This is a genomic window from Methylococcus sp. EFPC2, assembly GCF_016925495.1.
Lineage (GTDB): Bacteria > Pseudomonadota > Gammaproteobacteria > Methylococcales > Methylococcaceae > EFPC2.
On sequence record NZ_CP070491.1, the window covers coordinates 2,489,611 to 2,513,355 of the forward strand.

The following is a 23,745-nucleotide window of genomic DNA, read 5'->3' on the forward strand; positions in this document are numbered from 1 at the left end:
CACACTGTCACTCATGAACGACAGACTTATCCGAAGCTATGTTCAATCTGCCACGTCTCACGCCATCGACTTGCTCACGGCCCAAATGTCTCACTTCCACATCGCTTCGAGACTCGACAGCAATCGTCGACCTTGTCGGCCAGCTATCGCGCCCTGCGACCCCGGGGTATCCGGTTGCAACGACATAAAAGCCCTCCCACTTTGGTACCACACGGCCAACCGACAAAATATGGCCTATTTATTGCTTTTATTTAAGACAGCCAGCGGTACTGCTAACGGGAATTTTTAAGCCAATGAAACGGACCCTCACTTGTAAACTTGGATTTCGCGGCATATGTTCTACCAAGCAGAGGCTTGTCAGGGAATACCTTATAATGCATCAAAAGCAGCTCCTGCGTTATACGTCGTCCAACTGGTTCATAAGAGGTCATCTGATCGCTGCAATAACACACAGATGATTTGGCCGCCTAACCACCCCAACGCAATCGCATGCAGCCATAGCGGCGCTAGCACATTGATAGGCCAGCTACCCGAATTTTCGCATCGCACAGCAAGACATTAATTCGAGCAAACCTGAATTCAGGGCTTCCGAGACCCCGTTAGGTTTTTCACCTCTGTAACCAACTGAGAGAAAGAGCGCATGAACTCTCATGAGAATGGATACGACATTGTTTTGGCAGATACACCCGAAAGCAAGAGGATACACTTTAAGCTTCGGTATGACGTCTACTGCCTTGAAAAAGGGTACGAAGAAGCGAAAAAATTCGTCGATCAATTAGAAGTTGACGAGTATGACGATACATCGGCCCATTTCCTGATTCGCTGCAGGGCTACGCAGTCATGGATTGGCACATATAGGATAGTTTTCAATCGCTTCAATGAACTACCGCTCAGCAAACATGCTTCAATATATCCCGAGCATATTCCAACGCACGGAGGAATAAGCGCCGAATTTTCTCGTCTAGCAATTCTGCGTCGATTCCAAGTCCCCAAGAATGGAGCAATCACCGATGCACAGTTTGAGTGCCACATCTTAATGAAAGCCATCCACAGCGGTATTAGCTATTCGAGACAGAAGGGGGCGATGGACGTTGTTTTCTTCTGCCAACGATCGCTGGGCAGAGTGGTCGATAAGCTAGGGCTGGTAGTAAAGCAAATTGGCCCGAAGTCTCAATATCGAGGATCCCGTTATCCATATCTAGGGCGGCTTAACGACTTTCAAAACGGCTTCACCTCCGAGATTGCTTTGCAATGCTTCAAGCAGCACGGAACTTACTACCACTACTCAGATTACTTCCATCCTCGGGTCATGGCCGCATAGTTCTTATGCACGAAACATTTACACATTTCGTCGCTTGCTGCGGACCCAAACGACCAATACCGTGAAAAAATTTGAAACGTGGGTTATAGAATCTACAGCAGCCCCGGCGACAATAGCCAGCAATTCGTCTATTTCTGATAGACACCGCCCAGCAACTCACCTTTCAACCTCCATTTACCGTGCCTCGAAACGCAATCCGGCAAGCCCACATTTTTTTCAAAAAGCCGGTTTTTCGCGACATTGACACACGACGTGGCACAGTTCCCGCTTGAAATGCCCCGAGCCCTGTTGACAGCCCCACTTAGCGCATCATCATTCAACCGCTCCTCGACTTCCGGGAACATAAGCGAGAGCACGTGCAGAACATCGCATCCGCTTCGACCGGACGGCAAAATGGGATCCCCCCAAATCCTGCGCGAACCGCGACGACATAGGGACCATACCATCAACCGAAAACGGATCAACCGGCTGAATGGGCGTCATGACCCTTGCCTCAGCGGAACTAAGCCCGATACATACCACCCACCCTCATCCGCACAGCACCCCAAAAAACCGCACCTACTGCAAGGCAAGATCCTTGAGCGCCTTAACCAGGTCGGGTCGACTGACATCACCCCTATGTGCCCATGGCCAAGGGAGATGTGTATCTGGCCGCAATCCTGAACGGGTATTCCCGGCGCGCGCTGAATTGGCTTGGATCAACACTCTGGAGACCGCAGTCCGTGTGTCGGCGCTCCAAGAGCGCCTTGGCAAGCTGTGGCCACCCCGAGTTTTCAACATGGGCCAAAAGGCGCCCAATTTACCGGGGAAGCCTTCACAAACACGCTCAAGGCCCACGGCATCGCCATTAGTACTTGACCGGCAAAGGCCAGACGTTGGATAACGTCTTCGTCGAACTCCTAATGGCGAACGCTGAAGTACGAGCACATTTACCTGAATCCAGCGGAGAACGGTACCGACCTCAAGCCCAGACTGGCAACCTATATCACTTGGTACAACGGGAAACGACTACATTCCCGCATCGACGAGAAAACGCCTGATTGCTGAACAACAACCCCGTTCAGAGCTTACAACCCCATTAGACTGTCTGAACGATGGGGACAACCTCATCCATAACGTGCGCACCATCGTCGGGGCGCCTCGAAAAACCTGTTCGCTCATGCTTCGACAGGCTCAGCACGAACGGAACAAATTGATTTTCATAGGTCCGTTCGCACTGAGCTTGTCGAAGTGCGAGGTTTTTCGAGGTGCCCGTCGGTTGACAAATCGGAAAAAGCACGCTTTTCTCAACACAACCAGACATGAAGAGGACCCGGAGAATGCTCATGCCTTCGATACGCGAAAGCTTTAACAAATACTTTGAAATCGTACCGGCGATTACAGAAGACCTACGGAAGCTCGGATTTCAGATACGCTATCAGGTGTATTGCGAGGAGCTCGGCTTCGAAAATAAAGCCGATTTTCCGGATGGCTATGAAATAGATGAATACGACCACCGCTCTTACCTTTGTCTTCTACGGCATAAGGAAAGTCAAAAGTACGTGGGGACCGTAAGACTGGTTACCAGCAACTTATCATCCCATCGTCACGAATTGCCTTTCGAGCGATATTGTACTGTCGATCGCAACATTGTCGACATGGACAGCCTTCCTCCCCGCAGCTATGGCGAAATTTCCCGCTTGGCAGTAATTTCCGCGTTTCGCCGCCGCGCGGGCGAAAGCACCACCCCCTATCCTACTGTCCCAGAAAGTATCGAATCACAACCCTCATCACAGCTTGATCGACGAAGCATTCCGCATATTGCTCTTGGACTCTATCTCGCTGCCGCCGCAGTAGGTTTAAATCTTGGCATGGAGCGGGCATTCGCCATGATGGAGCCTAGCCTCGCACGACGACTTAAGGCTTTCGGTATTCATTTTGAACAAATTGGAGCCGCGGTAGAACACCGCGGGTTACGCGGCCCTTTCCAGATCACCCGGGAAAGCCTGGAGAAACACCTTTCCTCCGAAATCCACGAACTATTAACCGATATAACAAAGGGAGTGGAAGAATTCACCCATATCTCCCCGGAACTGGATCAAAACGAGAAGCGCAGCTCACTGTAAATCCGGTCCTTTTCATTATATTGACCAAAAACGCCTTGCCGACCACCACCGAAAGCGTCTATCCCGTTAACCCACCGCCAATTCGTCGTAAACTCCCAAGTGAGCTTAGTTTGCAACATCCAATCGTTATGATTGAAGCCGTGCACATAAAGCACCTCCGGCTCTAGCTTAGGATGTAGTGCTCGCGTACTGAATAAAAATGAGACTCCCGAATCAACCCTGTCCGCAACGACGTCTCTATGCCAGTCCGTAATTACGCTCTGAAAGAACTGAATATTAAAGCGAGTATTTTCCAACTCCTCAAGCGTATAATCAATACCAGCAATATAATCTAGGATATCCTGACCAACTAAACCATCACTATCCCGCTGATCGGTAACAGATAGTGGCCTACCCATAGAATAAACAGCTTCCGCCTTAAAAACCGCGGTACGCGAAATGTCCTTCGCCATGGTTACGCCGAATTGCTGTATGCGCTTGTGGATCGGAGTAAAGGTAATCACTGCTTCCGACTCCCTTACAGTTCTGCGAAACGAAGGAGAAAGTTCCGGTGTGCTATAGTAAAAAAGTGAGGCATCCCAGCCATTCTTCAAATACGAAGTACGCACCCCATAAGCAGAGTTGCCCAAGGTTTGCGATGGCGCTTTGTCGTCGTAAGTAATCGTACGAAATCCCGAAATATCAGGGGTAGTAAACGGATAAAACTCGGAACCTACCTTGCCGATATCATTAACCGTTGGCACAGGCACCCAAACAAACTCGGCATGCAAGTCTGCATGGAAGTATTCACTCCTAATGGCCCATTGAGGTATTCGCAGGAGATCAAAATCGGGGAGAATAAACTGGCGAAGATCTTTGGCAGATACCACATCAGCAACAAACAGACCAACCATCTCTCCCCAAATTATATGTTGGCGGCCAACGCGAAAATCCCAATCACCCGCCGAAAAATCCAAGTAAGTTTCTCGTATCGAGAAATCAAAGCGCTGATCATTGCGGACCGAGGAAGAGTAATAATTGGTAAGATCATAAATTGGGTCATATGTAAACCGAATATTCGCAACCCAATTTACACTTTTACCCACTTCCCCCTTACTGCCGACTTCAAATATGTTCCTGAATTTCGACCAATGACCGGGACCTGGCCACGTATAGGCCAACTCGCTTTGGAGGAAACCCTTGATCGGCGGCAAGGTGAAGTCATCTTCTCGAACAGAAGAGGAATTTTTCCCGCCGACCGACGACTCGCTTTTCTCTTTTTCGATCTCGAACAGATCACCAAAACTTTTCGGTTCTTCGGCGGCGGCAATCGAAGCAAAGCTAATTGCAATCAAGAGTAAGTGCTTCACATGAAATTTGCTGGCGATGATCATCATGCGAATCGATAGCTTACGATACTGTTAGAGTACAACCGAACTTCTCAAAAAGCACTTACTTAGTAGAACTAATTTACCTTCCGGACAGGGGTTTTACCGGAGTACCCGAGCGACCCTCCTCGCCAGATCACCGACCATTTCCGCTGGATAACGCCTGAATCGTATTTGCGGGCATAAACGTATGTTAAGAACATCTGAAATTCGATTTCATCCATACGCTTAGTGCTCAACATCACCCAAAAACGGGCTGTATATGCCCCGTATGGTATCCGCGGCTTGATCACTCGCAACAAGGCGCCCGTCCGAAATTTTCACAATTCGGTGAGCCATACCCATAACACGTGGGTCGTGGGTTGAAAAAATAAATGTGGTCTGTTCGGCTTCATTGATTTGTTTCATTAGCTCCAGCACCTCCTGACCCGTTTTGGAATCAAGGTTCGCAGTCGGTTCGTCCGCGAGCACAATTCGCGGATTACCAGCTAAAGCCCTAGCTATAGCAACACGCTGCCGCTGCCCTCCACTTAGCTCATTCGGCCTATGCCCGGCGTAAACGCTCAATCCAACCATATCGAGATAATATTTCACTCGTTCGGATCGGAGCTTGCGGCTCATATCCTTTCGAAATAGCAGGGGATATTCGACGTTTTCCCAAGCCGATAAAACAGGCAAAAGATTGAAAGTCTGAAATATGAAACCAATGGTATGCAATCGAATATCAGCAAGTTGGTTGGCCCCACAACGACTAACCTCCATGCCACCGATAAATATCTGGCCACTCGACGCCTTATCGATACATCCTATCAAGTTAAGTAGCGTAGACTTGCCGCTACCGGAAGGGCCTGCGATTGCAAGAAACTCACCAGCCTCAATGGATAACGACACGTCGACCAGCGCATCAACCCGTTGCTTACCTAGCAAATAGCTTTTGGAGGCATGAAAAACCCTAACGACTTCCATATTAACCTAGTTACTGAACAACATTTGCTTGAACATAGCATAAATTCTGTCAGAAAGCAGTCCGATACCAATTTCCCCACGGAAAAAACGATGGATTCCGGCAACTTCCCGTCATTACTTGCCCTTTCCACGCTGGTCACGACAAACTAACGTGCTAGACTTACCGTTAATCTACATACACATTCACGAAAAATCCCTACGCAAAGAGCCGTAACAAGTTGATTCATTAGCTACCAAAAGAACTGATGGAGCATGCCAATGGCGAAACTATTAATCTGCCCCCCCTAAATAGCGTACATACTGAGGGAGCATGTATCCCGATTCTAGGTACGTTTTTGTACGGAAAATAGTGGCTAGTTATGTGCTTCGCGTCAAGTTGATTTGCCGTAAACTCGCGACCTGCTCGGCCAAGAATGATCGAGCGAGCAGTGGCACGGATTGCACTGCTTGCGCTGAAAGACGACGGGCGTGAATGCATGTTCGGGATCATCAAAAGGGCGAAGATTGGCACTAGCGTGATCAGGGCGGAGACGATTGTGTTGTGCTGGCCGCCCAGGCACAGCGTCCAATTCGCGGGGCAGCAGCAGGTCCTGCACCGTGAAGCGACGCGGATTCGGCGGCGCAAGTAGCTGAAATCCGGTATGGTAAGCGTGCCGGACCGGCCAGGAATCGGGGCGCCGAGCAAACTAATGGACGACCAATGCCAGCAATTTAGCAATTTGGTAGAGAATGAAGCGCTGTTAACGCGTCTGGAGCGTGACTACTTGGTGGTCATAGTTCGGACCACGTTGTCGAGCGGATTAGCAAGCCGATGGTGGCGATTCTGAACAATGCCTTGATCTGGACAGCGAAAGCGCAGGAACCGAATTTGAAACCATTGATGTATAAAGGTATGACGTTTTGCTTCCCGCCGCAGTACAACCCGAAGTTGAACCGGATCGAAATTCTATGGAAAAAGATAAAACTCGAATGACTGCCACCCTAATCCTTCACGCCGAAAGAACTAGAACAGGCGATATACAAGATCGGGACCGTTTTCGGCTCAGACACCAACTGGCTGTCTGCTAGGAACTTAATAGTGCGGCATTTAGTTAGCTAACCGTAGGCACAAAGAACAGAAGCGTTACGACGAACAGCTTGCTTCAACACATTAAAATCCAACTTTTCAAAGGCTTTTCATGATTATCAGGCATTCACAAAAAAACGTACCGCACCGATTCGTCAGGTTATCTTTTGGAATCGCCGTGGCGCTGATGCTAGGTGCTATTTTTATACACCCTGCCGCAGCTGAAGATCCCGTCGAATTAGTTACAAAAGCAGATCACATTCGTTTTCCTGCCACCGACTTTCAGGTAAAAGTGGTAATAACCACGACCTCGGCCGACTCCCAGCCAGATGTCCACGAATATCAAGTCCTCTCAAAAGGCAACGAAAATACGATTGTCCACACAACTGAACCGGCGAGCGACCGGGGACAGATTTTGCTGATGAAGGGTCGCGATCTCTGGGTCTTCATGCCCTCTGTGTCTCAGCCAGTACGCCTACCGCTTTCACAGAGACTAACCGGACAAGTGGCAAATGGTGATATGGCGCGCGCCAATTTTACCGGCGACTACACTCCTACGCTGTTACGCACTGATACGATCAATAACACATCGTATCATGTCCTTGAACTTAATGCCGTTGATCGAACCGTAACCTATCACCGAGTACTTTACTGGATTGATAAAACCAGCTATCGGCCGTTTAAAGCCGAGTTCTACTCGCTTTCAAATCACCTTATAAAGACCGCCCATTACCGCAATTTTAAACAGATGGAGGGCGAAATACGGCCTACAGAGCTTCTCTTGATTGATGCTTTAAGCAACGAACAGTCGTTGTTGGTATACTCTGATATGAAACGCCGCGAATTACCTGATAAAATCTTCACCAAAGACTACCTAAAAAAACTGGAATAGTTGTGAGAGTGAATGGATTAGAATACCCCACCTCTTCTGCCACGACAGCTTACTGGCCCCAAGCGCTATTATTTGCTGTAATATTGGCGCTTAATCGGAAAAATCTTTTCCCATTCCGTTAAGTATGAGCATGCTATATTTATGATTTAGGTCTGCGGCAACTGAGTTGAGATAACATGACACTGCCCCAGCTAAATGTTATTACGCAAAGCGTCAACAACGGGCAGCCGGGACGCTCTAATGGCAGGAATTACTGCCGCAGCGCTGGTCGCGGCAAATCCGACCAACGCAGCAATCACGATAACTTCCGGCACGATGCGAATATAGGCTGAATACCCCAACTCCGAATTCGGGGGGGGAGGCATGGGAATGCCAATTTCCGAGATCGCCCAAGCGGCGCCAATACCCACGACAACGCCAAGACCCGCACCTATAAGGCCTAATAGCGTGTACTCACTTACGATCAATCGAAACACATAGCTACGACGGTTTCCGAGTGCCATTAATGTACCTATTTCTCCGACTCGTTCATAGATCGCCATATTTACGCCGTTGGCGACACTCAGCAAAACCATGATAAGTATGATCAGTTGCAGAACGCCAAATTGGCTTTTATACAAGTCAACGACCTTGCTATAGAAATCGGCCAGCTCGTACCATGCCTTAGCCTCGTACCCCATCCCAGGAAGATACGTTTTCATCTCCGCAAGTACTGCATCGGTGCGAACAGAGTCATTTAGCAAAACCACCACGCTGTGCACTCCCGTCGTAGCCAACAGGTCCTGTGCCGCCTGCAACGAAATCCGGACCGCTCGGTCATCAAACTCTTTCGAAAAACTTTGGAAAATACCTACCACTTCAAATTCGAGACTATTCAGTGCCCCTTCAGGCGTATTCACGAGCAACGTAAGAAAATTTCCTGGCCTTAAATTTAAAGACTTGGCTACACCTTTCCCTAGTAAAATCCCCGTAGCGTCCGAGTCCACCAATTGGCGTCCTTCCACGATGGACAAAAACGTACCAAGGCGGTTTTCTTTATTAGCCTCAATTCCTTCCCCAATAATAGGAAGATCCGCCTTGCGATTATTGGCTAAACCGGAAAAATTAAGACGCGTCATCACATCGTTAACGTCATGAGTCCCTTTCAACCGATCCAGCAATATACCGGGCGACTCCATGAGATATTTGAATGGGTCGCGCTGGCCGACCTCGTAATACCCTGAGTGATAAATCTGAATATGACCCAACTGCGAATGAATGGTAGCTTCGCGCAATTGGATGAATATGTCCTCCACAAAACCACCGGTTAGAATAATGCCGGCCACGCCAAGAGCAATGGCTGTCAGAGTCAGCAGGGTACGGCCCGCATGCCTGAAAATGTTACGGAAAGCGAGTCGAAACAAATCGTTATACCTCGTATTTTGGACCGTGAGAACGATAACAAACGTGACTCTCCGCCTTCAATTATGTCCTCTCCATAAAGCGGAATATTCGTCATGCCACTCTAGTTTAATGGCATTTCACTCCCTCGGCTAACTCTTAACTTAAATTACCGGCCATGGCGCAAAGCGTCCACAATTTGAAGATTAGCGGCTTTCCATGCAGGATAAATGCTTGCAACCACCGTCGTCCCTAAAGCTAAGACCAGCGAACCGACGACCAACTCGGTCGTTACGCGAATCTCAGCCGTGTAACCAACCGTCATTCCTGGCGGAGGAGGCATAGGAATACCTATTTTCGAGATGATCTCCGCTAGAGAAACCCCGACAACCGCACCGACCACACCCCCGAATAAGCCCAGAACAGTTCCTTCCGCTACAAATAAATGCATCACATTTCTATGCTTTAATCCCAGAGCCATAACGGTTCCAATTTCTCGCGTACGCTCGAATACGCTCATAATTAGAACATTTGAAATCGTTAAAACGATGATAACGCCGATAATAACGCGTACAATCGACATTTGTCGGGTAAAAAGACGAGCGGTTTTGTTGTAAAAATCGGCACGCTCATTCCAAGGAACAACTTCGAGGTCCGTTATCCTTAACTCAGCAATCAATCGTTTCAACGACTCGGTAAAGTGTCCTGTATGCTCCGTTTTATCAAGGAGAATAACCCAAACTTGGTTCCCTGATATGCGCAACAATTTTCTAGCCAATCCAATAGGTATCCTCGCAACAGAATCATCGTAAGACTTATCTGCCGTCAGAAAAATCCCGTCGACCGGCGTTTCGATAGCATTAAACCCCTTGTCTCCCGCGTTAGTCATTAATACAACGGGGTCGCCAACTTCTACACCTAAACTTTTCGCGAGGCCTGTTCCTATCAATATGCCTGCAGTTTCTTCGCTCGAAAATCCAGCGCCCTTAATAATATGAAGTTCGTGGCTTACATTCGCTTCTAATTTCGGGTCTACCCCTTCGCCCAAAAATGAAATTGAGGTATCGCCATGACTTATCAAGCCACCAAATGATAACCGTGGGGCCATGGCCTTAAAATTCGCACTTTGTCGAATTGTGTTTAGTATTGGCAAATCCACCGGGAGCAAATACTCAAACGGAGCCGCAGCTCCTTTGTCAAAGTAACCGCGCTTGGTAAGCTGAACATGACCGGACTGGGACTCGATATATGACTCGCGTGTCGACCAGAGTATCCATTCGATAAACCCGCCTGATAACAGCAAGGCCATCACTCCAAAGGCAATCGCTATGATGGCGACCCCGCTGCGGCGCTTGTGGCGAATCACATTACGTATTGCCAGCTTGAATTGAGTCATTACCAAACCCGGAGCACAATGGAGCTGCAATTACCAACGGAACGAGGGTGAATATTGAAAGCGAATCGTAATACATCGACAGCTGGTCGCAAAATACGATACCGCAAGTAAAAGTTAGCATACATCATCCGGCGCGAAAAGCCGTGCATACCGCGCATCCGGCACGAGAAACACAGAGCCATGTCGTGTATGGGCTTTACTGCTGATTTGTCATGAGATTATATGTACGCCAGCAGGAAAGCAAGATATTAACCCGGCCATAAAATATCGTATGCACTAAACGGCATACTTGATAGGAGGCACTTGAAATAAGCGCGGATGCGGGCGGGCCGTTTTTGGATCGAGCGCAAGTGCGAAGTCACCTTGCGCTTCAAGTGAGCCCCGTCGCGCACGGATTCGGCGGCACTCATCCGCGTGTTGATGTCGGCGTTGAGGTATTCATCCGGATTGAGCTCGGGGGAATAGCTGGGCAAGAAAAACAGCTCTATCTGGTCCATCTTGCCGGCCAGCCGTTCTTTGACCGCCTGGCTGTGATGAACCCGCAGGTTATCGAGGACTAGAATCACCTTCCGCCCCGCTTCACGGACCAGCCGCTGAAGAAATTGGATGAAGACGTCGGCCGTGAGCGTTTCTCGGTACATCATGAAGCGCATCTTGACCTGGTTGGTAATGGCCGAGTGAGATTGATACGTTCCCGCTTGGACTGGGGCAGCCCCAGCACCGGCGTTTTCCCCCGCGGCGCGTAACCGCGCGGATAATGCTCGACCGAACTGACCGCCGTTTCATCGCCCCGACAGACTTCCGCCCGCTGAGCCACTTTTGTACCACCGCCGGTCGTTGCTCGAAGGCGCGTTTGAGCGGGCGCTGCGGCGTGAATCCCCAGCTCTTCAGATAGTTTCTGACCGAGCGCACTGGGAGATTCGCGCCAAAACAGGCCTGTATATGCGCCAGCACCGCCTGCGCACTCCATAAGGCAAAGTGCAGTTTCACTTGATCCGGCGTTTTGTCCACCAGGTCTTTCTGGAGAATGCTTCCATGAGCGGGCGTGAGGCGGCGACCGTTGCCTTTGGGCCGACCTCGCTTGGCCTCTTGCACGCCATACCCCGTTTCGGCTTTTAGCAACCAGTCTTGTTACCGCGGGGCGGCGTAACCCGAGTTCCTTCGCGATCGCCGTCTGACTATGCCCGCGCCGGTGCGAGCGGATGACCGTACGACGTCATTGCTACCGTGCCGCAGGATCCAGTTTTCGAGCATCGATTCGTTCTGCTTCCATGCCCAAATTTTACAAGACTACGTACGGTATCGGTATTATTTGGCCGGGCTAATAGCCTGGCCGATGACGCTGACGCATGCGCGTCTGCAATCAATGCTTCCTCTGCGAGAGATGATGACAACCGAATCACGCTAGCTACTAAGGGTCGTGTCAGGGACTCTTGACGCCCCTAGGGATGAACATACCTTTCGTGTGGAGACGCCCCCCCCAAGATCGTAACCGGATTGGTGTCTCAATGCCGCGATTAACATGGCCTGATCCCCCCCTGACTGCGGTACTCAGCGCGTATGGCAACCTGCTAAGTGCGAGACAAAACTCTCAAGCACCAGAGGGAATCAACCCATCGTTCGGCTAGCTTGAGCAGACAGTGGCGTAGGAAGTCGAGTCCGTGGCGGAAAATGGACTTGAGCGGTCGCTGAAGGTTTTTTTAAAAGAATGGGCGACTGCTCGCGGTGCAATTCGCCGGCATGATAAGACTAGGCGAAGGCCAAGGTGAGCATTTTGCTGAGGCGTTCGGTACGGACGAGGCGGGTATCCTCGACGTTGAAGCCCCGGAATTTCAGGCAGCCGAACAGGGTTTCGATCTCCCAACGGCGGACATAGACCCCAATGTCTGGGGCTGCGGCGCGAGCGAGTTGGTGATGATAAGAAAGTCGCCGTTAGGCAGACGCAGCGCGGACACGGAGACGAAGCCTCCCAGACGAGACGCTATCCGATCAGGTCCATGGCTTGGCCGAGTTGGAGGGTGGTAAACAGCCGGTCCGCACGAATAAGCTTGTTCCAGGACGGGGGTGAGGGTATTGCGCTAGAGGCGCTGATGAAATGGAAAGCGTTGCTGCTGAAGCCAGGTCAACTAATCTTCGCTGACGAATTCGCGGCCAGCCAACAAGGCAACGATTTTTCGACGCCGAAGACCGCTAGAACGCGTTGTAGCAGGTACTGTCACCCACGGAAACGTCAAGTGCCTATGATATAAGCATTAATAGGGATAAAAACACCGCTGGTGAGCATCCCTTCGCGAAGAATCGCTCAGTAGCGTGGTGGCATGCTTCTCTCCTGCACCGAGAACTGAAATCTGGCCGTTTCGGCACGGCTTCGGTTATGAGATTTTCGGAAGAGATTGTAAGCAGTCGTTGAGTTAGCCCACAATGAGCGCTTCCGGGGCGGCTAAGGTGAGTATGCGTCGGCAGAATATGCTGCTTCTTCGCATGATTCGCTATGACGCTATTTGAGCACAGATCGTTAACCCGATATTGGTGCACCAGCGGCGTCGCATCAAAAGAGCCCAGGCCTTCCCTTTTTGCAGAAAAAATCCAAACTATGCTTGAGCACGAAACCACTGAAGGAGCGGGCCTCGTTTCTCCCCCATATTCAAACCGGACTTCGCCAGATTATCTGCTCAAAGAAAAATCCCCATTTACCGTTTTACGCTCTAATGAGGAATTTGGCTTATTTATACAACTTTCTATCGCTTTTTTATAGAAGGAGAAGGGCAATCTTCCGAAACAGCTTTGATGATCACCCTATTAAATTTCTTATTTAAAAATTCCCGATTATTGCACTAATACATCGCGCACTTGAGTTTAGTTTAGTCCAATAACGGAATTCAAATAGCCTGAATCTTAGATTCATCTGATTTTAGTGCGCTACGCTACTCTTTTAATTAAAACTAACACTGACTGATATTTACCTACAATAGCAGTCATTTTTTGGAGTGCTCGAATGCAGAAAAAACTGTTTCGGAAATATAACTCGGCCGCCGCCATCGCTTGTTTTATCGGAATAACAATCACCAGTTGTGATAAATATTTGACGGATACTGAGCATCTCGCCAAAGCAAAAGAGTCTCTCGACGCCGGCGACCTTCGCACGGGAGTTATCGAATTAAAGGGAGCATTACAAAAAAATCCCGACAACGCTGAAGCACGGCGACTATTAGGAGAAATCGATGTAACGCTTGGTAATGGCGGGGATGCGGAAAAAGAACTGCGACGAGCACTGGAGCTGGGCGTAGCGAAGGAAGCGATTCTGGTCCCTTTAGCTGAAGCCCTCCAACTTGAAAACAAGCATCAACAAATACTGGATGAAATCACTATTCCTCCTACTTTTTCAGCAACCGACGGCGCAAAGCTTACGGCGTATCGTGGTGACGCGTGGCTGGCTCTCGGCAAACCGCAACAAGCCAGTACCGAATATCACCAGGCATTATCCATCGACGCTAATTCTGCGTTCGCTAAGCTTGGGTTGTCCCGTATAGCTCTAGCCGAGAATAGAATCGACGATGCTCTAAAATTGGCAACAGAAGCCGTGGAATCGGCACCCAACGAAGCCAGGGCATGGAGTTTACAGGCAGAATTGTATCGAGCGAAAAGTGATTTTCCAAAAGCAGAGGACAGTTATACAAAAGCCATCGAGAGGCGGACCTTAAATCAACTTGATCGTGCCAATCGCGCCATAGTCCGAGTTGACTTGAAGAAACTCGACTTAGCAAAGGAGGATATTGAAATACTAAAAAAACAAGCCCAAAATTTGTTTTTGACTCATTTTGCCGACGGCGCCCTGGCATATGCTCAAAATAAATTTGCGGAAGCTCAAGGGGCTTTCGAGCAGTCGCTCAAACTGAATGACAAATACGCACAAACACACTATTTCTTGAGCCTTTCTCATCTAATGCAAAACCATTTGGCACAAGCAGAGGATGAAATAAATAGATACCTGTCTATTATTCCACGATCGGTAAATGGCTATAAACTATTGGCAACGATCAAATATCGCCTAAATGACCCAGAAGGAGCAAAGAGAACCCTGCAACCGGTACTGGCACAATTTCCGGATGATATTGCAACCCTTAGGTTAATAGGCAATATCGAGCTGGCCCAGGGAAACGAAACGAAGGGAATCGAGTATTTGGAAAAAGCCGTCAATTTGAACCCGAATACTGCCGACTCCCATATCGACTTAGGGATGGGATTGATGCGTAGCGGTAATCAGGAAAAAAGCTCAAAGGAGTTCGAGGCGGCCATTCAAATTGATCCTCAGTCTCCCCAACCCGCTATTTTGCTGGCCTTATCTCAGATTAGCGCAAAAGAATACGCCAAGGCTGGGGAAACTATTCAGGCCCTCAAGGAACGTTTGCCGAAGAGCCCAGGCCCTTGGAACCTGGAGGGTTTATCGCATTTAGGCCAAGGTCAGCAGACACATGCCGAGCAAGCCTTTAAACAAGCATTGACCCTTGAACCGGGTAACTCCATGGCGTCGGACAGACTCGCGCAACTAGCTTTAAAAGATAAAAGATTCGATGTGGCCCGTAACTATTACCAAGAGGCGTTGCACGCGCACCCAAACGATCTCGATATTCAACTCAGGCTGGCCCAATTGGACAGCTTGGAAGGCAAGCCGTCGGATATGGAGGCCAAGTTAACGCAAATCGTGCAAGATCATCCGGATGTCTTGCCGCCTCGGATATTACTTGCCCGTCACTACTTGCGATTCGGGCAGCCTCGTCGCAGCCAAACCCTGCTGGTGGAAGTGCGCCCGAGATATCCGGATAGTCAGGATCTGTTGGCCACCCTGACCGAGGCGCAGCTGGAAGATAACCTCGCAACCCAAGCGCTGGAAACGGCTAAAGCATTGGCCAAAGAGGCGCCCCAGTCTGCTGCTGCACACCTGTTGCTGGCTGCTGCATATGAGAATAACCGTGATGCCAAAGGCATGCGAACAGCGCTGATGCGTTCATTAACTCTCGACCCCAAGCTTTTCCGGTCCCGGATAGCAATGGTCAGACTATTGGTTCAGGAGCAGAAAAACGCAGAAGCGGAAAAACAACTGACTGCCCTAGTCAACGATGAACCCGAAAATGCCGATGTGTTGAGTCTGCAAGGATGGTATCTCACTGTGCTACAAAATCGCCCCAAGGATGCGATCACCCCGTATCAAAAAGCGTTCGAGAAAGCGCCTAGTACCTCGGCGGTCACCAAACTCGCTCAAACACAATGGTTGGCTGGAGACCGGGATCGTGCTTTGGCAACCTTGGAACAATGGAACAAACAACATCCCAACGATGCATTCATTCACTATGCGCGGTCTAATTTGTATACACAGCTCGGCAAGGATAAAGCGGCCATTGAACAATTGGAGCAAACCATAAAGATCGATCCTAATTATATCCTCGCCCTGAACGACCTGGCTTGGCTCCTGAGGAAGTCGGAGCCAACCAAAGCCCTGGAGTATGCCGAAGAGGCCGTCGCCAAAGCACCGAAATCTCCGCGTCTGATGGATACCCTGGCCATGGTGTTGATTGAAAAATCGCAGGCCGATCGCGCCTTGAGCGTCATCCAGGAGGCCGCTGCGCTCGCACCGAGCAATCCCTTGATCCGCTATCACTTAGCAATCGCTCAGGAAAAGAAGGGCGCCAAGGAGGATGCGCTGAACACCTTGAACGATTTATTGAGCAGAAAGGACGACTTTGACGAGCGGAAAGAAGCGGAGGCACTGCTCACCAAGCTCAAAAAAAGGTAACGCTTTAGAAGTCAGCATGCCATACCAATCGGCGTCGAGTACATAGCGTGGCGAGGTCGCTTGAGAGTGTCAGTTTTTTTTACAAAACGCCGTTCTGGGCACTAAGGCTCACGAGAATAATCAATTAACTAATTGATATAATTAGAAAAATTTAGCCATGGCACAACTCGTGCTTCATATAGATCGCTAAGACTAAGGCTTCGAATTGGTTTCAAGCATCCCGAGCGATGGATGATGAGCCGGTTCTAAATCTTCTGGATTTATAAACGCAAGACGCAGCGAACGCTTGTCGCTTGACTTGCACCAGAATCTAACCACTTTAGGAGTACTATTATGAACAAGAAACCCCTTCTCCTGGGCACGGCCTTTGCTATGGCAATGGCTGTGTCTGTAAACGCAAGCGCGGACAGGGTCATCGATCTGTTTTCCGTCACTCAAGCCAAGTTCTTTGACGTCACCACAAATGGTGTGGCCGAAAGCCGTACGGTCAATGACCCGAATCCCTATCCGAGCCCCTTGAACTCGATCATTGGCGATAATCGTGACATCTCGGTAAACCTGATCAACTCTCCGGATCCGGCCAATGTTAACGCGAGCGCCAGCGTCACCGCCGGCGTATACAACTTCAGCCAGGATACGCAAGCCGGCGCCGAGGCCCAGATTCAGTGGGACGGCAGTAACGTTGGTGTTGAAGGCGCGGACGGCGGCATCTTGAACCCCACCGGTTTGGGCGGTATCAATCTGTGGGACACCGGCAGCCTGTTCAGCTTCGATGTGATTTTCGCCGATCAAGGCTTTACGGCTGACGTGATTGTATACACGGATGCGACTCACTTCTCGAGAATCAGGATCGATACGGTGGTCCCGGTCAGCAACCAGACCTTCTCTCTCGCCTTCGCGGCTTTCGAGAATGCCGCATTTGTTGCCGCCAACGGTGGGGCTGGCTCGGCTGGCTTGGCTGACCTGAACAACGTCGGCGCCCTGCAAGTCATACTGAACCCGCTGGGTACCGGCCTGTCCATCGACCTGACGATCGACAACATCACCACCGTCCCGGAACCCGCCACCCTGTCCCTGCTCGGCATGGGCCTGCTGGGCATGGGGGCTAGCGCTCGCAGAAGGAAGCTAGCCAACGCCTAAACTGCCTGCTGGTTAGTCTGGCGATGCGAAGAAAGGAGGGGGCTAAAACCCCCTCCTTTTTTGTTGTCTAGGGTACCCCGAAAAACCTTAGTTTCCTGCCGTGCATCCGTTAAAATCGTCTCCATCGTCAATCAATCGGTAGGACTCGGCGCCATGAGAGGGCCCAAACCGTCGAAGCCCTCGAACAGCGAGATTAAGACCGATTTGTTTGCGGCGGATTTGCGTTAGGAGAATATCGACCAGATGGGCGAACCTCTCTTGGCATTCGAAGCGGATATTGACTCCGCCGCCTAAGCGGCAGAAGTGGATCGGGTGGTGCCCCGTCCGGGGAGCCCGCAGCGCAGTAGTCTGCCATTTCCCACCAAGACGATGGTGCGCGCCTCCTGCTTCTCAAGCGGGTGAACAATCCCTCCAACGCGCGGATGAAATATCCAGGGCGGGATCGGATGAGTTACCCGCGTTTCTGCGGATTGCCCGATTCGGCCAGCATTCCGGGCCGTACCACGGTGTGGACCTGCGAGCTCCGTATCGGGGAGAAAGAAAATACCTACTCACTGCTCTACCACAGACAACTCGTAGTTACCATGGAGAAGCGCTTATTATCCCGTATATTGAATAATAGCCAGGGTACAGTGCCTGCAAAACAGGACCTAGATCATCCCTAAGTCTGCCTATCGCTCTCACCAGATCTAATATAATCGTCTCGGAATAAACAAATTATTCCTCTTACTTATATCTAATTCCAGTTATGCCACTTGACCATCGCTTCGTTTGGGATACTCGGTACCTGAAAACCAAGTTAGCGCGAAAGCAGCTATCGGAAACCGGCGTATTTTTCTACTTCTTGGCTATTACGGGATTCGACTATTTCCAGGTTACGGCGATTCGCCTTTGGCCACCGATCGGACCTCTAACAAGCTGGGATTTTGCGGATACGATATTCACGCTTGCGCTCACATTCCTTGGCCTGTTATTCACGTTCTATTGCAACGGCGGCGGACGGGGACGGGATTTTCTATACCGCTATTTCCCTTTGTCCTTCGCAGTTGGGTGGAAGTTTGTGGCAAGTGCCATTGTCGGCCAATCGTTGGTTAGCGTACTACTGAAGGACGCCCCTTTACACATCGTTGGTTGGATTTCGACGATAGTGTTTTGGTTGGTTTATACGGGTATGTTTTTGCGCATCGGCCACCATATGAGAGAGCTTGCACACGCAGGCGTTGGCAAGGCCACCAGCCTAAAAAAGCAACTGCCTCACAATACCGCGCGCCACGTCCGTACTGGACGCTCCTAACGCAGGCCCATTACTCGGGGATAGTTAAAACAGCCCCAAATAAAACTGCTCCAACGCTTCGACGACCCTAGAAGCTCCATAATGCTCGGACCTGCGAAAGCCAAGCTCACCCATGGCATTACGCAGCTCCGGATCTTCCTTGAGCCGTATGAGTTTATCCGCCAAATCTTCGATATTACCTGGATCAACTATAAAACCGTTGCCACCGTCATCTACCAGCTCGCGCGCGCCTACAATGGCATTCGTTACAATTACTGGCTTGGCAAAAAGCATGGCCTCCATCGCCACAATCCCTTGCGTTTCCACCAACGACGGCAAGACAAAAACATCCGCTGTCGCATAATACTGTGCTAAGTCATCATGTTGTACGAAGCCCAAGAATTTTACCTGCGCCGCAATGCCGAGTTCTTCGGAAATCTTGCGCAACTGCCCCTCTCTATCGCCTTCTCCGATAATCCAAAGCTCGCAATTTCCATGTATTTTCTGCAACAAAGAAAAGCCTTTCACGAGATATGGAATGTTCTTTTCTGGGCTCAACCGGCCGACATATAGCACTACAAACTTGTCCTTATTCGGCGCCACGGTCGATTCATTGGGAAGACCGAGCATGACGGGGTTGCTAAGAAAGTGAACTGGTGTCGTGATCCCACTTTCCCTGATCTGCTTAATCAAGCCCAGCGAAGGCACTAAAATTAGATCGAATTTGTTACAGTAATCCACATGCAATTTGAAAATCAAGCCGCGAAAAGGCCTAGTCAGAAATTGCTGCGTAATAATGTCAACCGGCATATGGTACGTATAGATGTGCTTGACCTGTAAGTTTTTGGCCGCCTTGTAAGCTTGTGTTAGAAGCAAGCTCAAATAATGATAATGAACAATATCGACCGCATTTTCCTTCAGGATGCCATGCACTTGCGACACGCTGGGTAATGCCTGATACATTCCATATATGCATACGGAAAATACACGGTAAATCCTGATACCGTTCCAAACCTCGAAAGCCGGCTGCTCCCCTCGGCGTGTCGTGATTACACTTATCCTATGCCCCCGCCGAATCAACTCCTTAGCGATAGACTGCACGTGCACACCAACACCCGTCTTGCCCGGCAAAAAATCATCGGCGACCATGCAAATGCTCAGTGAGCTTTTATCCTGGCGCCCGAGCTGACTCGCATCTGTCATAGATTCGTCCAATAGATTTTTCGTCATTCTGCTCTTTTGGAGTTAACGCAGTTCGCGCCCACGATTTTTATCGATTGCGCCTGGCAAATCGACTGATGTCACCGTGTTGAGGCTGGGTGGACTTTATATCTTTATATACAACGAATACGCCTATAGCATAGGCGATCACGGCGCTAATCCATCCGGATAAAAAACCTAGACTCAATGATTGGGTCGTTTCTACGCAGGTGCCTGGGATCACGAATCCGTACCCGATAATGAGCGTCGGGATCAGATAGCAGAACAATAATGGAAAAAAGTATTTAATTTTCATGGTATGCCTTGTTCGCGAATTACTGAGTAATTGAGCTGACCTATGTTGGCGCGAGACTAACACGTGTATTTCGCTTTATCCTTCCCGGCTAGAGCATAGCACCGTTCGGTCCACTGCTTGAAGGCGAGTAATCCTATTAACGTGCGCTAGGATGACATCCTTCACGTAGCGAATGAGAGTGCCGATAAGGGGATGGATGAAGACTCCGGCAGCGCTGACAGCACAGCGACAAAATCTCGGAGTAGATGATCCACTTCGACCGTCTCGTAGAGATCGGGAGAATGTTTTACATGAATACTTAGAGACTGTCCTTCCTGGACAGCAATGAATTGCAGTAACCAACTGCCTCCAGGGTCCGGGATGTATACCTCCTCGAAACTAAGTCCAGGAACCATCTCTTGTGCCGGACGAAGCGCATAAAAGTCGAAGAGAACCTGAGGAGCCAGTAACGGATTGCGCGGAAACTGCGCGTCATTAATCTCGGCCATCATCTGCGAGCGTAGCGAAGGCCAGGGGATGGCCTGGGATTCCACCCCAAAAGCGACGGCCCTCTTTACTTGTTGAATCACGTCGCTCAGCGTTTTTCCACTACATTCAGCCACTACTGGGAAAATATTGGCGATCAACCCTATCATTTCCCGAGCATGGGCATTGTTCCGATTCGCCACGTTCGTCATGACCGAGACGGTTGACGCACCTGCCCTACGGCTCAAAGCGGCGACGAATATCGACATCATCAATACGAACACGGTCACCCCGTGATCCGCCGCAAACTTGCGCACGCGTGCAAATTCGTCCCCCGCAAGAACCTCCCGCTGTTGATGCCAGCGCTCGCGAAACCCGCGGGGAGGCCAGACACTGTGATGAAAAGGCAGGGTAACCGAGGTAACCGGCCCGACCCGACGATAAACCGTGCGCCAATGTTCCAAAGCCTTGACGCTTAATTTGGGTGCCTCCATAAGGCTTTGTGCGACCCAATCAAAATATTGCATAGCCAGCGCGGGCGGAGCCGCCTCCGCCAACACTCGCGAACGATAAAATGCCGTCAGATCATTGATGAGAACCTGAACGGAATACCCGTCGAAGACCATATGATCCACGGCAATGAACAGGACATGATCGTGCTCGCCCAGACCAACCAGACGTGCGCGAAATGATGCTCCCGGCATACGGGAGTAACACGGCCAGAAATCGCGATCCGCCGCCGCCAAGGCATCACTCAGCCGTACATACGTCTGTACCTCAAGACACACCGGCATCTCGGCCATAATTTTCACCGCAGGCGCCGATCTCAACCAGTCGCGCCGGAGAAACTGACGGGCACCAATACGTATCATCCAACGGCTGATGCTCGGTTGATCGAAAAGTCGACGGACAACCCAAGATATCGGCCAAAAACCTGGGCGTGGCGTTCTGGGCAATATCGCCCGCAACACCTCGTGCCGCTGCACAATATCGTTGAGCACCGCCGTAAGTGCGGCCACATCCAGAGGACCACGGAGCCTCAGACAAACGGGAGCGACGAAGGGATTCACACCGAGGCCCAGTAGCGCCTGCAATGCCTCGTATTGCATGAAATCCGTCTGCAATAGGGACAAACGCCGTATCGGTGCAGAAGCTGCCGGGGCCGTGCGAGGCAACTCCGGGCTTGGACTCGACAGGAATTCGGCGATGACGGAAGCAAGTCCGGCCAGCGTTTTGTGCGTTAGCACCGCTTCGAGCTCGAGATTTGCGCGCAAACGCCGATCGACCAAGGTCAGCATTTGTACGGCCAAGAGCGAATGCCCCCCCAAATCGTCGAAGAAATCGTCTTCGCGATAGATTTGCGGCACGTGAAGCAACTCTGCCCAAATGGCCGCGAGCTTTTGCTCGATTTCGCCTTTAGGTGGTGTTCCCCGCGAACGAAGTTCCCCCCAGTTGGGCGGCGGCAGCTTATGACGATCGACCTTGCCGTTGGGCGTAATCGGCAAACGGTCCATCGGAGTAAGCACTGCCGGCACCATGTGCGCCGGCAATTCATGGCGGATGGCCTGCATCAGTGATTGGACATTAAACGCGCGCTCCGCAAATGACACGACATACCCCACCAATTGCAATTCACCGATCGTGTCGCGATGTCCAACAATCACAGCGTCCTTAATGTCGGGCTGCTTACGTAGAACGGCCTCTATTTCTCCGGGCTCTATGCGGTAACCACGGATTTTCAACTGGTCGTCGATGCGCCCTAAACACCGAAGCATGCCGTCATCGCGCCATACCGCTCGATCACCCGTCCGGTAAAGGCGTGTACTTGGTCGTTCACCGTTGAGTGTGACAAATGCCTTCTCGGTAGCTTCGACCCGTTGGTGATAGCCACGCGCAAGTTGAACCCCGCCAAGATAGAGTTCGCCCGCTACATTCACGGGACACTCGCGGCCGGCCTCGTCGAAAACGTGCGCTTCGACGGTGCGTAGCGGGACGCCGATCGGAGCCTCAGACAAACCGCCGTGACCGCGTAACCACTCGCTGGCGTCCCAGGCGGTAGCACCAATTGTCACTTCAGTGGGTCCGTAGACGTTGACAAGCTTCACTCGATCACCAAACTTCTCCCGCCAGCGAATAAGACGTTCGGGATCCGCCCGTTCCCCGCCAAAGTAAATCAAGCGAAGCTCGGCAGGCAGTGATAGCTCGAACGATTCATCCAGCGCGTCTACCAGGCCGTGCCAAAAAGCGGTCGGCAGACTCGCCATGGTCACGCGACTCTGCCTCAATCCATCGAGAAAGCGGGAGAAGGAGTCGGCCATGCGTGGAGAGCGGAGGACTAACGTTGCTCCCGATACCAAGGTAAGCGCAACATCCATCACGCTAGGATCGAAGTTGGGTGAGACAAACTGCAAAAGCCGATCCCTCCCCTGCATACCTAGGATCTCGTTAATCGCCGGTACGAAACTCACGAGCGAACGATGCTCCACCAAAACGCCCTTGGGCGTACCCGTCGAGCCGGACGTGTATATGAGATAGGCAACGTCGTTCCCATGCGGCAGCTCATCCACCGAGGATTCGGAAGGCGACAAAAGTTCGTCAACGGCGATACTGATTTTTACTGACTCAGGGACTTGACCGACCAGAGCCTTGCAGGTCAATACCACGTCAAGAGCGGCATCGTGTGCGAGAAAGTTCAGCCGCTCAGCCGGATAGGAAGGGTCCATAGGAACATAGACCCCACCGGCCCACCAAACACCAAGCATGGATACTATCCACGCCACACTACGTTCGCACAGGACGCCAACACCCTTACCCGTCCCGATACCCGCGTCGCGGAGGTGGGCAGCTAAGACCTCTACACGTGCCAGAAGCTCCCCGTACGTTACGGTGCCGTCGTCGCCGATGACCGCAACGGCAGTTGGCGCCTCGGCGGCGGCGGCGCGGATGGCATGCAAAACGGTATCCCACTGATTCATGTCGATCTCTTTCACAGGAAAGATCCCTATCGTCAGGAACGCGTCCCCTGTTAGGAAAAGGAAACGGAACGCCGATCGCGGTTCCGAGTCAA

General features: G+C 50.8%; 14 protein-coding genes. 6 read left to right on the plus strand and 8 right to left on the minus strand.

Annotated features, from left to right (window positions below; translation table 11 throughout):
- The first annotated feature begins 640 nt into the window (after positions 1–640).
- The 3 genes from JWZ97_RS10525 (at position 641) to JWZ97_RS10535 (ending at position 3,426) form a co-directional block, all read left to right on the plus strand.
- A complete protein-coding gene (locus JWZ97_RS10525) occupies positions 641–1,321 on the plus strand; it encodes a PEP-CTERM/exosortase system-associated acyltransferase (RefSeq protein ID WP_205428699.1) in 681 nt (226 codons plus the stop codon).
- Between the two features lie 933 nt (positions 1,322–2,254).
- The gene (locus tag JWZ97_RS20355) at positions 2,255–2,368 is read left to right on the plus strand and encodes a hypothetical protein (RefSeq protein ID WP_371822620.1); all 114 of its coding nucleotides are present in this window, start codon (positions 2,255–2,257) and stop codon (positions 2,366–2,368) included.
- A 278-nt stretch (positions 2,369–2,646) separates the two neighbouring features.
- Positions 2,647–3,426 carry a PEP-CTERM/exosortase system-associated acyltransferase gene (locus JWZ97_RS10535; RefSeq protein WP_205428706.1) on the plus strand — a complete coding sequence of 260 codons (780 nt, stop codon included), beginning with the start codon at positions 2,647–2,649 and terminating at the stop codon, positions 3,424–3,426.
- On the opposite strand, the gene JWZ97_RS10540 is transcribed toward JWZ97_RS10535, so the two are convergent.
- Complete coding sequence (locus tag JWZ97_RS10540; RefSeq protein WP_205428708.1) at positions 3,399–4,802, minus strand: DUF1302 family protein; 1,404 nt, start codon at positions 4,800–4,802, stop codon at positions 3,399–3,401. The genes JWZ97_RS10535 and JWZ97_RS10540 overlap by 28 nt on opposite strands.
- 219 nt (positions 4,803–5,021) lie before the next feature.
- Positions 5,022–5,759, minus strand: coding sequence for an ABC transporter ATP-binding protein (locus JWZ97_RS10545; RefSeq protein WP_205428709.1), 738 nt, complete (start codon positions 5,757–5,759; stop codon positions 5,022–5,024).
- Between the two features lie 1,253 nt (positions 5,760–7,012).
- Here JWZ97_RS10545 and JWZ97_RS10550 point away from each other — a divergent pair.
- Positions 7,013–7,717 carry an outer membrane lipoprotein-sorting protein gene (locus tag JWZ97_RS10550; RefSeq protein ID WP_240342581.1) on the plus strand — a complete coding sequence of 235 codons (705 nt, stop codon included), beginning with the start codon at positions 7,013–7,015 and terminating at the stop codon, positions 7,715–7,717.
- Positions 7,718–7,908: 191 nt separating this feature from the next.
- On the opposite strand, the gene JWZ97_RS10555 is transcribed toward JWZ97_RS10550, so the two are convergent.
- The 4 genes from JWZ97_RS10555 to JWZ97_RS20360 all read right to left on the minus strand — a co-directional run bounded on the left by JWZ97_RS10555 (position 7,909) and on the right by JWZ97_RS20360 (position 11,588).
- On the minus strand, positions 7,909–9,120 hold the full coding sequence (locus tag JWZ97_RS10555; protein WP_205428711.1) for an ABC transporter permease: 1,212 nt from the start codon (positions 9,118–9,120) through the stop codon (positions 7,909–7,911).
- A gap of 146 nt (positions 9,121–9,266) precedes the next feature.
- Positions 9,267–10,493 carry an FtsX-like permease family protein gene (locus JWZ97_RS10560; protein ID WP_205428712.1) on the minus strand — a complete coding sequence of 409 codons (1,227 nt, stop codon included), beginning with the start codon at positions 10,491–10,493 and terminating at the stop codon, positions 9,267–9,269.
- A gap of 248 nt (positions 10,494–10,741) precedes the next feature.
- Positions 10,742–11,164, minus strand: a complete 423-nt coding sequence (locus tag JWZ97_RS10565; RefSeq protein WP_371822621.1) for a transposase — start codon at positions 11,162–11,164, stop codon at positions 10,742–10,744.
- Positions 11,073–11,588, minus strand: a complete 516-nt coding sequence (locus tag JWZ97_RS20360; protein ID WP_371822622.1) for a winged helix-turn-helix domain-containing protein — start codon at positions 11,586–11,588, stop codon at positions 11,073–11,075. Before JWZ97_RS20360 ends, JWZ97_RS10565 begins: the two co-directional genes overlap by 92 nt.
- Before the next feature lie 1,900 nt (positions 11,589–13,488).
- Between JWZ97_RS20360 and prsT the strand changes: the two genes are divergently transcribed.
- A complete protein-coding gene (gene prsT, locus JWZ97_RS10575) occupies positions 13,489–16,284 on the plus strand; it encodes an XrtA/PEP-CTERM system TPR-repeat protein PrsT (protein ID WP_205428714.1) in 2,796 nt (931 codons plus the stop codon).
- 333 nt (positions 16,285–16,617) lie between these two features.
- On the plus strand, positions 16,618–17,424 hold the full coding sequence (locus tag JWZ97_RS10580; protein WP_205428715.1) for a PEP-CTERM sorting domain-containing protein: 807 nt from the start codon (positions 16,618–16,620) through the stop codon (positions 17,422–17,424).
- Positions 17,425–18,742: 1,318 nt separating this feature from the next.
- On the opposite strand, the gene JWZ97_RS10585 is transcribed toward JWZ97_RS10580, so the two are convergent.
- Both JWZ97_RS10585 and JWZ97_RS10590 read right to left on the minus strand, forming a co-directional pair.
- The gene (locus JWZ97_RS10585) at positions 18,743–19,927 is read right to left on the minus strand and encodes a glycosyltransferase family 4 protein (RefSeq protein WP_205428716.1); all 1,185 of its coding nucleotides are present in this window, start codon (positions 19,925–19,927) and stop codon (positions 18,743–18,745) included.
- A gap of 447 nt (positions 19,928–20,374) precedes the next feature.
- Positions 20,375–23,668 carry a non-ribosomal peptide synthetase gene (locus JWZ97_RS10590; protein ID WP_205428718.1) on the minus strand — a complete coding sequence of 1,098 codons (3,294 nt, stop codon included), beginning with the start codon at positions 23,666–23,668 and terminating at the stop codon, positions 20,375–20,377.
- Positions 23,669–23,745: the final 77 nt, after the last annotated feature.